The 12,975-nt window shown below is 65.7% G+C and carries 11 protein-coding genes; 2 read left to right on the forward strand and 9 right to left on the reverse strand.

The features are described from left to right. The first annotated feature begins 5 nt into the window (after positions 1-5). Positions 6-1,103, forward strand: coding sequence for an ABC transporter ATP-binding protein (gene ugpC / locus EB835_RS14160; RefSeq protein WP_135810101.1), 1,098 nt, complete (start codon positions 6-8; stop codon positions 1,101-1,103). Positions 1,104-1,234: 131 nt separating this feature from the next. Further along, complete coding sequence (locus EB835_RS14165; protein ID WP_135810102.1) at positions 1,235-2,362, forward strand: glutamate--cysteine ligase; 1,128 nt, start codon at positions 1,235-1,237, stop codon at positions 2,360-2,362. 184 nt (positions 2,363-2,546) lie between these two features. Here EB835_RS14165 and EB835_RS14170 read toward each other — a convergent pair whose 3' ends face one another. From EB835_RS14170 to EB835_RS14205, 9 genes are all read right to left on the reverse strand, one after another. Next, positions 2,547-3,101, reverse strand: coding sequence for an NUDIX domain-containing protein (locus tag EB835_RS14170; RefSeq protein ID WP_168216744.1), 555 nt, complete (start codon positions 3,099-3,101; stop codon positions 2,547-2,549). Further along, complete coding sequence (gene tsaD / locus EB835_RS14175; RefSeq protein ID WP_135810104.1) at positions 3,088-4,167, reverse strand: tRNA (adenosine(37)-N6)-threonylcarbamoyltransferase complex transferase subunit TsaD; 1,080 nt, start codon at positions 4,165-4,167, stop codon at positions 3,088-3,090. The genes EB835_RS14170 and tsaD overlap by 14 nt, the downstream gene beginning before the upstream one ends. Then, positions 4,164-4,751, reverse strand: a complete 588-nt coding sequence (locus tag EB835_RS14180) for an SRPBCC family protein (RefSeq protein WP_135810105.1) — start codon at positions 4,749-4,751, stop codon at positions 4,164-4,166. The genes tsaD and EB835_RS14180 overlap by 4 nt, the downstream gene beginning before the upstream one ends. After that, positions 4,748-5,695, reverse strand: a complete 948-nt coding sequence (locus tag EB835_RS14185; RefSeq protein ID WP_168216745.1) for an aldo/keto reductase — start codon at positions 5,693-5,695, stop codon at positions 4,748-4,750. The genes EB835_RS14180 and EB835_RS14185 overlap by 4 nt, the downstream gene beginning before the upstream one ends. Before the next feature lie 94 nt (positions 5,696-5,789). Continuing rightward, positions 5,790-8,042, reverse strand: a complete 2,253-nt coding sequence (locus EB835_RS14190) for an HtaA domain-containing protein (protein ID WP_168216746.1) — start codon at positions 8,040-8,042, stop codon at positions 5,790-5,792. A gap of 47 nt (positions 8,043-8,089) precedes the next feature. Then, on the reverse strand, positions 8,090-9,448 hold the full coding sequence (locus EB835_RS20315) for a hypothetical protein (RefSeq protein WP_168216747.1): 1,359 nt from the start codon (positions 9,446-9,448) through the stop codon (positions 8,090-8,092). A gap of 3 nt (positions 9,449-9,451) precedes the next feature. Next, entirely contained in the window at positions 9,452-10,297 is an 846-nt protein-coding gene (locus tag EB835_RS14195; RefSeq protein WP_101638844.1) for a heme ABC transporter ATP-binding protein, read from the reverse strand. Next, on the reverse strand, positions 10,294-11,505 hold the full coding sequence (locus EB835_RS14200; protein WP_101638843.1) for a FecCD family ABC transporter permease: 1,212 nt from the start codon (positions 11,503-11,505) through the stop codon (positions 10,294-10,296). Before EB835_RS14200 ends, EB835_RS14195 begins: the two co-directional genes overlap by 4 nt. Continuing rightward, positions 11,502-12,749 (reverse strand): heme/hemin ABC transporter substrate-binding protein, encoded by a 1,248-nt coding sequence (locus EB835_RS14205; RefSeq protein WP_240688756.1) that lies wholly within the window; start codon positions 12,747-12,749, stop codon positions 11,502-11,504. The genes EB835_RS14200 and EB835_RS14205 overlap by 4 nt, the downstream gene beginning before the upstream one ends. Between the last annotated feature and the right edge of the window lie 226 nt (positions 12,750-12,975).

Here is a 12,975-nt window from a genome sequence, read left to right on the forward strand (position 1 = left end):
ACACCATGGCCACTGTCACCTTCGACAAAGCACTGCGTCGGTACCCCGAGGCGCTGGCACCCTCCGTCGACGAGATCAGTCTCGACATCGACGACGGGGAGTTCCTCGTCCTCGTCGGCCCCTCGGGCTGCGGGAAGTCGACGACCCTGCGCATGCTCGCCGGGCTCGAACCCGTCGATTCCGGGCACATCCGCATCGGAGACGACGACGTCACCTCACTCTCTCCACGCGAACGCGATATCGCGATGGTCTTCCAGAACTATGCGCTCTATCCGCATATGAGCGTGCGCGAGAACATGGCCTTCGCCCTCAAGATCGCGGGCGTGGCGAAGAAGGAGCGGGACGAACGCGTCGAGGAGGCCGCCCGGCTGCTCGACCTCGAGCCCTTCCTCGACCGCAGGCCCAAGGCGCTCTCCGGCGGACAGCGGCAGCGCGTGGCGATGGGCCGCGCCATCGTCCGGTCCCCGCAGGTCTTCCTCATGGACGAGCCGCTGTCGAACCTCGACGCGAAGCTGCGGGTGCAGACGCGTGCGCAGATCGCGTCACTGACCCGCCGCCTCGGCGTGACCACCGTCTATGTCACCCACGACCAGGTCGAGGCGATGACGATGGGCGACCGTGTCGCCGTCCTCGCCGACGGGCGTCTGCAGCAGGTGGACACACCGGCGAACCTCTACGACCGGCCGGCGAACCTCTTCGTCGCAGGCTTCATGGGATCTCCGGCGATGAACCTCGTCGAGGTCGGTCTCGAGGGGTCGACGCTGCGCCTCGGCGATGTGCAGATCGAACTCACCGCGGACCAGCGCGGGCAGGTCACGGGTGAGACGGTCACCGTTGGGGTACGTCCCGAGGACCTGCGCACCGAGGGCGAGCACGGGCTCACAGTCACGGTCGATCTCGTCGAGGAACTCGGTGCCGATGCCTATGTGCATGGGCGGGCGGGTCTGCCCGGCGAGGAGAGGACGGTCGTGGCTCGGGTCGCCGGACGGTCGACGATCCGCCGCGGTGACAGTGTGCGGGTCGTGCCGGATGCCGCGCGTCTGCATCTCTTCGACACCGATTCGGGACGGCGGATCGAGGACGGTGTGCGACAGCCCGCGTGAGGACTGCGCGGGATCGATGGCTGCCGGGCCCCGCTGCCGCATCGATGTCGTCCGAGGCCTGCGGGTGAGGACACGGGCCGAAACACAGTGCCGAATCAGGCGAAACGGGTACGCGCCATTATGATCGACCCATGGTCGATTTTGCACGCTCTCCCCGCTCCACCCTCGGTGTCGAGTGGGAACTGGCTCTGCTGGATTCTCGCAGCCTGGACCTGACCCCGGCTGCCGAGACCCTGTTGGCGGATGTGGCCGAGCACGCGCCCGAGTTCGAGAAGCACATCGTCGGTGAGATGCTGACGAACACCATCGAACTCGTCACCGGCGTGCATACCCAGGTGTCGACCGTCGCCGAGGATCTGGCCGCCTCGATCGGGGCGCTGCGGAAGCTGACCGAGGCGCGCGGGGTCGAGCTGATGTCGGCAGGCACTCACCCGTTCGCGCAGTGGCAGTCGCAGGAGGTCCGGGCCAAGGACCGGTACCTCGAGCTCGTCGATCGCACCCAATGGTGGGGCCGGAACATGCTCATCTTCGGAGTCCACGTCCACGTCGGCATCGATTCGCGAGACAAGGTGCTGCCGATCGTCAACGCTCTGCTCGCCTACGTCCCGCATCTGCAGGCACTGTCCGCCTCCTCCCCGTTCTGGGGCGGCACGGACACCGGGTACGCTTCGAACCGAGCGATGATGTTCCAACAGCTGCCGACGGCGGGGCTGCCTTTCCAGTTCGATGAGTGGGCCGACTACGAGAAGTACGTCGACGACATGCTCACGACCGGAATCATCGACAACATCAATGAGATCCGCTGGGACATCCGCCCCGCCCCACACTGGGGCACCGTCGAGGTCCGAGTCTGCGACGGACTGCCGACGCTCGAGGAGATCCTCGCGATCACCGCGTTCATCCAGTGCCTCGTCGATGACATGTCGGCCCGCCTCGATTCCGGTGAGACCCTGCCGACGATGCCCGACTGGTTCCACAATGAGAACAAGTGGCGGGCCGCACGCTACGGCATGGACGCGATCATCATCGAGAATGCTGCAGCCGACGAACGCCTCGTCACCGAGTGCCTGGCCGATGAGGTCGAACGCCTCTCTCCCGTTGCCGAACGCCTCGGCTGTGCCGAAGAGCTGCACTCAATCACATCGATCATCGAGCGCGGGGTGCCCTATCGCCGCCTGCAGAAGGTCTTCGGCGCCACGGGGTCGCTGACCGAGGTGACCCGTTCGCTCATCGGCGACCTGCGCAACTCCTACAGTTGAAGGGCTGCGCGGCGCCAGACTGCCTCCTCCCTCGATTTCCTGGTCGATCCCCGGCGTTCTGAGGGCTTGGGTCGCGGTGGATCGACCAGACAATCCACCGAGGAGACACTTCGGAGCGCCCAAGGTCTCCGTTGTTGACCACTATTCGGCGGGGCCCTGCCCAACCTTCATCACACTCACGCGCTCACAGGTGGGGGCGCAGCAGCTCCAGCAGCGTCGGCAGTGCGGCGGCGACTCCCGGGTGCAGCTCGTAATCGTCGAGCTCGTCAAGGGGTACCCACGTCAGTTGGATGCTCTCGGGGTCGTTGATGACTGCGTCGAAGCGCCGCAGGGTCTTCGCGATCACCGTCGTATACGACCAGGTGTCGAGGTCGAGGACGTGCGTCTCGACGATCTCGATGCCGGTGCCGTCCTGGTCCGGCACTCCGGCTTCCTCCCAGGACTCGCGGATCGCGGCCTCCACCGCGGACTCCCCTATGTCCCGGGCACCGCCGGGGAATCCCCAGGTCCCGCCCTCGACCGACCACAGCGCCCGATGCTGCATGAGCACCCCGCGCTCGGGATCGACGAGCATGAGCCCGGCGGCCCCGTTGAGCCCCCAATGCTTCTTCCCGTCCGATCCGTAGGTCCACCCGTCCCCGGATCGCCGAGGCGGCCGACCGTCGGGCAGGCGCGTGGACTTCGCCGCCTGGGCGTTTCTTTCGGCGGCGCTGTTCGGGTCGTTCTCAGACGAGGACATGATCGACATCCAATGAGGAGACTGCGGCGAAGGACAGATCGCTCGGCCCGATTCCGCGAGCGACGAGCTCAGCACCGAGGGCCGCGACCATGGCTCCATTGTCGGTGCACAGTGTCAAGGGCGGCACCCGCAGGGTCACCCCAGCCTCGGCGCAGCGTTCAGCGAGCACCTCACGCAGGTGAGTGTTCGCGGCCACTCCCCCGCCGAGGACGACGTGATCGATGCCGGTGTCGGCCGCGGCCAGCAGGGTCTTGGTCACGAGCACGTCGACGACCGCGTCTTCGAAACCGGCCGCGATATCGGCCACGCGCAGATCGGTACCGAGCGTCTCTGCCTTCGTCACCTCGCGCAGGGCCGCGGTCTTCAGCCCGGAGAACGAGAAGTTATACCGACGCTCCGGATCACGAAGGTCCTGCTTCTTCGCCAGTCCGCGCGGGAACGTCACGGCTTTCCGATCGCCGGGGATTCCGGTGCCGTCGAGAAGGCCGAGGGCCGCCTTCGAGATGTTCGGGCCGCCCGGGTAGTTGAGCCCCAGCAGACGCGCGGTCTTGTCGAAGGCCTCACCTGCGGCATCGTCGATCGTGGAGCCGAGGAGTTCGATATCGGTGACGACATCTCCGATGCGCAGGATCTCCGTGTGTCCTCCGGAGACGAGGAGCGCGATCGTCGGCGTGGTCAGCCCGTCGATATCCTCGGCGACGAGGTCGACGGCGACGTGTGCGGCGAGGTGGTTGACTCCGTAGAGCGGTCTGTTCAGTGCCGCTGCGAGCCCCTTGGCCGCGCCCACACCGACCATGAGCGCACCGGACAATCCCGGCCCGGCCGTCACGGCTACGGCGTCGATTTCGGACAGCTCCACCTCGGCGATCTCACACGCCGAGGCGATGGCCGGGCCGATGGCCTGCACATGCGCCCGGGAAGCGACCTCGGGCACGACTCCACCGAAGCGGACGTGCTCGTCCATCGATGAGGACACCGTGTTCGTCAGCAGCGTGCGTCCGCGGACGATGCCGACCCCGGTCTCATCACAGGAGGATTCGATGCCGAGGACGAGGGGGTCGCTCACGATTCGCCCTCAGCACCAGCCGAATCAGCACTGGCCGAGTCCGTGCCGTCCCCGGAGTCCGCAACCTCGAGCGCGAGATCGGAATAGGCAGCGACGAGTTCGGGTTCGGTCGCCTCTGCGGCGTCGAGGCCGAGGACCCGCACGAACAGACGCAGGTGGGTGTCCCACATAGGTCCGAATTCGGCTGCCTGGGTTCGAGCAGATTCGACGTCGGCGGCGGTGTGAGTGAACACGAGCAAGGTCTCGTCACCCGAATCACCTTCGACCGGCAGCAGCCGGATACCCAGCACACCGAAGGCCTCGAGTTCGAGCAGCACATGGTCGTATTCCTCGCAGCTGAGCACCGCTCCGTCCAAATCGGCGTCCTCGAGTTCGAAGGTGATCGGACGGGACGCAGGCACGTCGGGATCGTCCCCCGCATCTGACGATTCTTCGCCGAGGCGGAACGGCGCGAACCATGTGCCTGCGGTCTCGCTGTCGGTCAGGGTGTCCCAGACGGTCCCGACATCGCGGGCCACCGGCAGCTCGATGACGAGGTCGGTTCCGTTCTCCCAGGTGACCAGGCGCGGACTGGTCGCGGTCATGCTTCCACCCAGGCTCCGTCGAGGGCGGCCTTCTCCTCATCACTCAGCTGCATCTGCGTGCCGGCCAGCAGCTCGGTGAGCTGTTCGGGCACCCGCGCCGAGGCGATGGTCGAAGGAATGAAATCGTGGCTGAGCTGCCAGGCGATGGCAGTGGCCGTCATCGTCGCGTTGTGGGTCGAGGCGACATCGTGGAGGACCTCGAGGGCGCCGAGTGCATTCTGGTCCTCAACGAATCCTGCGACTCGTTCGCCGCGGACGCTGCCTGTGGCGTCTCCACCGGTGTGCTTGCCGGTGAGGAACCCGGAAGCCAACGAGTGGAAGGGCAGTTCGGCGATCCCTTCGGAGCGCAGGTATGCCTGCTTCTGTTCGTCGACGGCAGCGCGGGAGACGAGGTTGAACCGGTCCTGGACGACGCGGTAGCAGGCCAGGGAGAACTTCGTGGAGATCTTCCTCGCCGACCGCAGCCGGTCGAGACTGAAATTCGAGGCGCCGAGGTAGCTGACCTTGCCGGAGCGGACGAGAGCGTCGAAGGTCTCGGCGACGGCGACCTGGTCGACCTCGTCGTCATCGACATGGGCGTAGTAGACATCGATGTGATCGGTGCCCAGGCGACGCAGCGAATCGTCGACGCAGTCGCGGATGTTCGCCGGATCGAGGCCCTTGTGCTTCGGGTGCATGCCGACCTTCGTCGCGATGACCATCTCATCGCGGTTGCCGCGCGACTTCATCCATTCGCCGATGATCGTCTCCGACTCTCCGCCGGAGTTGCCGTCGACCCAGGCCGAGTACGCATCGGCGGTGTCGATGAAGTTTCCGCCGGCTGCAGCGTAGGCATCGAGGACAGCGAAGCTCTGATCTCGGTCCGCTCCCCAGCCGAAGGGATTGCCGCCCAGCTGAAGTGGATGGACGGAGAGATCGGTATCTGCCAATTGCACACGTGTCATATGCTCCAGCCTACCCTCCGAGGCATACGGGACTGGGCCCGGTTCACGGTGAGATCCACCGCGAACCGAGCCCTGCTCGACCGGTTACGCACCCTCAGACGAGGTCGGAGGGATCGAGGCCGATGTGGCGGCGGATTCCCGACCGGATGCCGAACCCGGCCACGACCGCGACCGCCAGACCGGTGCCCATGACGATCCAGGCGCGCACAGGCACCTCGGACGCGGCCCGGACCTCTTCGGCCTCCTCGGCGAAGATCGTCTCATCGTCGAAGTCGCTGCCCTTGCCCGACTTCTTGTCACTGGAGCCCTTGCCTGCACCACCGGCAGAACCGCCTCCGCCTCCACCGGCTCCCGGCTGACCGCCGGCGCCCGGGGCGTTCTGTCCGGGTGCGCCGTTGCCTGCTGCCGCGTTGTAGTCCCCGGCACCCGGTGAGTAGTCTCCGAGCGAGATGGTCATCGGTTCGGCCGGCTTGTAGGGATCGCGGACGCCGTCGGAGGTGAACCAGTACGAGTACTGGCCGGTCTTGTGCTGGAAATCGACGAAGTCCTGCGGGAAGGCGCCCCAGTGGTCGGAGTTCTCTCCGGACTTCTTCGCCTGCGCCGAGGCGTTCTCGTCCGAACCGCCGACTGCGCTGCCCGAGGACCCCGACTTGCCCTTGTTGTCGTACTTCACGCCGAGGTAGTCAGGGGTGGCCGTGATGTGACCGTCGTCGAGGAGTGCGTCGATGTCGATGTTCTTGAAGTTCGCCATCGTGATCGACTCGGGCTTGAGCGTGATCCACTTCGAGGCGTCGAACATGTCGGCTCCGTAACCGCTGAGGCTGGCGACGAGCCGGCCCTTGCCATCGGCGTCGACTTCGAGCTTCGGGTCGGTCGCCGACCAGTAGGTCATGCCGCCGTAGAAGGCGACGGTGAAGCTGCCCTTCCACTGCACGGTCACACCGTCATCGGATTCGCTGACTTCGCCGTCCTTGATCGCCACCCGCGACTGCGTCCATGAGTCCTTGCGGGTAGTCGACACGGCTTCGCCCTTGGAGTCCTGGCACCGAGAGTCCCAGGAGGCCTCCTTGAACGTCGAGCCCGTCGGCTTCTCAATCGTCACGTTCCCGGACTTCGACTTGTAGAAACCGCCACCTCCGGAGGGCCAGACGCGGGCACTTCCGGAGTCCTTGGCCTTGCCGGCGGAGAGGAAGTTGCAGCCGCCGAAGAAGGCTCCACCGTTGGCCTCCTTATTCAGTGACCAGTACAGAGTAGCCGTGCCGTCATCGCCCGGGTCAACGGGCTGTCTCGGATTGTCATCGGGGTTCTCTGTGTGGTCTCCGTCATCGGGTTCTTCGACCGGCTGGGAGTAGCTGACCTCGAGGTCGTTCGTCTTCTTGCGCGGTTGGATGGAGGTGCTCGCTCCGGCGGTGGTGTACCAGTACGAGTCCTGACCGGTCTCGACGTTGAAGTCGATCCAGTCCTGCGGCATCGCGCCCCACCAGGATTCGTTCTCCGCGGTCTTCTCGGACTGCAGATTGCGGCCGTCGGTGTCAGTCGACACACCGAGGTAGTCGGGGGTGAATTCGAAGCCGTCGTCGGTGACGTCGACTTCGCCCTGCTGGATTTCGACGATATCGCCGTCGCGAGCATCGAGTTTCTTCCAGATGCTCAGGTCGTCCATATCGGCGCCAAAGCCCGAATAGGTTCCCGTGATCGTGCCCTTGCCGTCCTTGACCTCGAGCTTCGGGTCGGAGATGGTCCAGTAGGTCATGCCGCCGTAGTAGGCGAAGGTCCAGGAGCCCTTCCATTGGATCGAGGCGTTGTTGTTCTTCGGGTCGACTGTTCCCTCACCATTGGTGATTCTCACCGTGTCGCCGGTGTGGTTGTTCTCGGCTTCGGCGTTGACCTTGCCGTTGACCAGCTCGCCTCCGCCGGTTTCGCACCGTGTTTGGAATGTCGAGTACTTCCCGTTCTCCTTGACGATGGAGACGTTTCCGTCGGTGAAGTTGCCGGCTTTGTTCGTCTTGAACAGTGTGCCCGCGTCCTTGTCCGTCCAGATCCGAGCCATACCCGTGTCCCCGGCTTCACCGGCGGCCAGGTAGTTGCACCCGCCGAAGTAGGACCCGCCCGTGGATTCGTCGTTGACCGACCAGTCGAAGACCGCATCATCGATGTCGAGGGGACCGTCCGTATCCGGCGCATCATTTCCGGGATCCGCAGTCGAGGTCTCCCCTGGCACCGAATACGGCGCGGTCACCGCTTGTGCGGGACCGGTGAGCCCGAATCCGAGCAGTGCCAGGGCCGCGATCCCGGCCGCGGTGCGTGTGAATATCCTGCCCCTGCGGGTGGATGTGTGAGTGTGCATCGTGGTTTCTCGTCCGTTCTCGTCCCGCAGGACGGTCCGTGCGCGTGTCATGAGTTCGTCGTCGGGATGGTGGTGGTCTCGGCGTCGCCCGCGGCCACCCGGGTGAGAACCCGCGTGTCCTTGTGATCCTCCGGATCGCTCTCCCCCGCCGAGGCGGTCCCGCCGTCCCCCGAAGCCGTGCCGTCGGCGACCGGTCCGGCGGAGAGGGCGCTTCCGGTGTAGAAGCTCGGCGCCGAACCGACGTCGTCGCCTCCGCTGCGGTTCCCCGAGGACTTCCGGTCCTCGTCCTCGAAGAAGGCGATGACCTGCGGCGGGAGCTTGCCGTTGCCGGGGCCGAGACTCTGATGGTTCGCGTGCGCCACGGCACGGTCGGAGCCGCGTTCGAGCTTGGCCAGCTGCAGCTTCTTCTTCCGTTGGATCGCGAGTCGGCGTTTGGCCAGCTTGTGCTGGGTCCGGATCCGTTTGCGCTCGCGCCGGTCGCGTTCCTTCTCCATCGCCGCCGGGCTGACTCCCAGCAGCAGACTCTTGGCCGCGAGGTACCCGCCGATGCCGAACCCGAGGCCGATCGCGATGATCGAACCGAGCACGAGCACTCCGGCGAGGATGGCGAAGAAGATCAGCCATGAGGTGCTCATCGGCGGTTCACTGGCCACCGGTGCCGCATTCGGGTTCTGCGCGGGGTCGACGGCCGGAGCGTCGCCCCCGCCGGAGCCCCCATCGTCCTTCTTCTCATCCTTGTTCTCGGACGACTTCCTCTCGTCATTCTCGTTCTTCTCCGCATCCTTGCCGGCGGCGGCACCGGAAGCGGCGAAGTCGACGGGGGTGAAGGATTCGTTGTTGGCGTTGTCGACGCCGTGGGCACCGATCGTGATGATCCCGCACTGGACCTCGCCGCAGTCGACCTCGGTCTCGTTCTGGGACCGGTCGTAGGTTGTGAACTTCTGGCCGGGGATCTTGATGGTTCCGCTCCAGGTGCCGTTCGCCGCGACTTCACCGCCATTGGCGGCATACGCCGTGCTTGAGCCGGGGAAGGTCACGAACAGCTGGTATCCGGCCGGTTTGGTCTCATCGTCGTACACGTAGCGGTAGTTCGACCCTGTGACTCCGCCCTTGCTCGGCCGCCATCCGCCGGAAGCGTCGTCGACCCAGCCGAAGAGGACGTAGATTCCTCCGAACCCGCCTTCGACGGATTGGAAACCCGATCCCGAAAGCCCCAGTTCGGACTCACCATCGGCCTTCGGGGTGCCGGACACGGACACCTTCGGGGCCGCCTCGGCGGGGGTGGGGTTGAGCATCGTCGCCGTCAGGCCCACGGCCACGGCCAACAGCGCGGAGATCGTGATGAGCGCGAGGATCCGCTTCACCGGTACCGAGGCGATGGTCCGGTTGAGTGCGTTGTCAAGCATGGGTCAGTCTTCCTTTCGGCCGGCACGAACGGGCACGACCAGCGGTGCTCCGGTGTTCGGGTCGGCCAAGATGGATACGGGGTAGTCGTAGACGTCGCTGATGCGGTCGGCGGTGAGCACCTCGGCGGGTGGACCGTCGGCGATGATCGATCCGTCGGAGATCATCGCGATCCGGTCCGCGTAGGCACCGGCGAGGTCGAGGTTGTGGACGATGATGACCACGGCTCCGCCGGTGGAGGCGTAGTCGCGGGCCTGCTGGAGGACGAGCTCCTGGTGGCGGATGTCCATCGGCGCGGTCGGTTCGTCGAGCAGCAGCGCCGGGGTCGCCTGCGCGAGCACCCGGGCCAGGGCCACGCGGGCCTTCTCACCTCCGGACAGGGAGGTGAACTTCCGGGCCGCGAACTGCACGGTCTCGGTCCGCGACATCGATCCGGCGACGATGAGGTCGTCGTGCTGGGATTCGCGCATGCCCGCCCACGGGGAGCGGCCCATCTCGACGACCTCGAGGACGGTGAACGGGAACGCCATTCCGATGTCCTGGAGGAGGACCGCCCGGCGCATCGCCAGTTCGCGGGTCGACCAGGAGTACTCCACCTCGTCGTCGATGAACACCTTCCCGGCTTCGAGTTCGACGTCGGCGGTGATGACGTTGACGAGCGTCGATTTGCCGGCACCGTTGGGGCCGACGATGGCGAGCACCTCCCCGCACCGGATGTCGAGGTCGATGCCGTCGAGAATAGTGCGTTCGCCGAAGCTGACCTCGGCTCCGCGCACGGAGATGATGGGTTTGCCGGCGACGGGGAAGTCCGGGCGGCGGACGGCTGATCTGCCTACGGTGATGATGCTCATGCCCAACCTCCGGATTCCTTGCGGCTGCGTCTGATGAGGTAGAAGAAGAACGGTCCGCCGACCAGCGAGGTGAGCATGCCGATCGGCAGATCGGCGAACTCGACGAGGGTGCGGGCGGCGAGGTCGGCGATCGAGAGCAGCACGGCACCGCCGAGCACGCTGGCCGGCAGCAGCAGCCGGTGGCCGGGGCCGATGATCATGCGGATGATGTGCGGGACGACGAGGCCGACGAAGGCGATGATCCCGCAGAATGCGACGGCCGCGGACACGAGCAGGGCGACGACGGCCATAACGATGATGCGCAGCCGTTCGACGTTGATGCCGACGTGGCGGGCGCTCTTCTCCCCGAGTGAGAGGATGTCGAGTCCCGGTGCCAGGGTCTGGGCGATGATGATCCCGAACACGATGAGCGGGAGGATGAGCCCGACCTGCGACCACAGGCTTCCGTTGAAGCTGCCCATCTGCCAGAACACGATCTGCTCCCTCGCCGAGGTGGGGGCGGCGAAGGTGATGTACGCGATCGCGGCCCCGGCGATCGCATTGACCGCGACACCCGTGAGCACGAGCGTGATCACCTCCGTGCGTCCGCCTGACCGGGAGACCGTGTAGACGATGAAGGTCGTGATCAGGCCGCTGACGAAGGCGAAGGTCGGGGTGGTGAACGCGCCGAGGAAGGACCAGCCGAAGAGGATCGAGGCGCTGGCCCCGACCGCGGCTCCGGAAGAGACTCCGACGACTCCGGGTTCGGCCAGTGGGTTGCCGAAGACACCCTGCATCATCGCCCCGGCCACGGCGAGCGCGGCACCGACGAGGACGGTCATGACGACGCGGGGGAAGCGCACCTGCCACAGGGCCTCCTCACCGAAGTCATGGCTGGGTCCCGGCAGCCAGTCGAGTCCGACCTTGTTCAGAAGCGAACCGACGACTTCGAGCGGTGGGATGAAGAGCTGACCGATCGCAGCTGAGAGCACGCAGGCGGCGATGAGGGCGATGATGAGGATGAGGAACAGGGTTCCTGCCCGCGCGGTGCGCTGACCGCGGATGCGTCCGAGGTCGAGGCCGTCGCCCTTTCCTGCGGGATTGAGACGGCTCGTCGGTTCAGCGCGGTTTCCTGCTGCGGAGTCGGCAGAGCTGTCACCACCCTCGCCGAGGCGGTCGCGGCGGGAGCGACGCAGTGAGCGGTCCCGTATCTCGGTGGACTCACTCATGCCTCATCCTCTTCCAGTTCCTCATTGATCTCTTTCAGACGCTTTTCGATGGACTTCGGCGGATGGTCAGGGTGGTAGGCGAGCTCGGGGGCGTAGATCGCGGTGCCGAGTGCCGCGAGCACCTGTGCCGAACGCGGGCCGAAGCTCATCACCTCGTAGTCGCTCATGTCGACGAGCCGACGGTTCTTGCCCGCCGGCGTCTGTTTGATGCCGGGCAGTTCGAGGGCCTTGTCGATCCCTCCGACCGAGGCCAGTCCCAGGGTCATGACGATGATGACGTCCGGTGCTGCCTTGATGAGGGCCTCTGAGTTCGTCGGTGACATGCCTTCGAATCCGACTTCGGCGGCGACGTCGCGGGCGGAGACGGACTGGATGAGCGAATCTGCTCCGGAGCCGACCCCGAACCAGTAGTAGATATTGCCTCGCAGGTAGAGGAAGACCGTCCGCGGGCGGTCGGCAGGATCCTCGGGAGCAAGCTTCGCGACTGCCTTCTGCGTGTCGTTGATCTCACGGACGGTGCGTTCGGCGAGTTTGTCACCGAGCTCGGGCACACCGAGCGCCTCGGCGACCTCTCGGACCTGAGGACCGGCCGAGCGCACGCCCTCGGAGTAGGACGAGGAGATGAAGATGACGGGGATGCCGGCGTTGCGCAGCTGCAGCTGTGCATCATAGGGGCCGATCGTCGTATCCGTGAGGATGACGTCGGGCGAGAGCGCGAGCACCGCCTCGGCGTTGATCTCGTGCCCGCCCTGGGTGATCAGCGGCAGCTGCTCGGCGCCGGGCACGAGCTGGGAGAAGTCGGTGGCGATGTCGCGGCCGACGAGGTTGCAGCCGAGGCCGAGGCCGACCACGGCGGCGGCGATCCCGCCGTTCTGGTTCATCGCCAGGATCCGGTCGGTCTTCTTCACCGTCTGCGCAGGACCATCGTTGCTCTTCACCGTCACCGGCAGATTCGCTTCGTGTGCGGCGGTGTCGGAGACCGGCGGGATCTCTCCGGCCTGGGTGTAGGCGGTCGTCTGCCCCGTGATCGCCGTCGGGTCCGGCAGCGCCGAACGGTCGACTTCGGGAACGTCGGGCATGTCCGGCGTCGATCGGGCGGGAGGCTGCTGACAGCCGCCCTCACTTTGGGCGTTGATCGATCCGATGTTGTGGATTCCGTTGTTCCATAACAGGATCGCCAGCACCAATCCCCCGGCGAACCAGGCGGTCCGGCGGAACGATCGGCGGCGCACAGTCCTGCGCAAAGACCACTTCTGCATGAGTTACTCGAACATTCCTGAAAGTCATTTAGTTAAGGCAAGGCTATACATTCATAAGTGAGGCTTACCTTGGCTTTTTAGGTTATGTCTGTGTAGTCTATATACCGTTCAGCGAATCCACAACTTCGGCTGATGATGAATCCAGGATCTTTTCGGATGCCTGGCGGCACGCGGTCTTCGCCGTGTACGACGTTGAAAATGAGGAGAATCT

It is taken from the genome of Brevibacterium sp. S22 (assembly GCF_004745485.1).
Classification (GTDB): domain Bacteria; phylum Actinomycetota; class Actinomycetes; order Actinomycetales; family Brevibacteriaceae; genus Brevibacterium.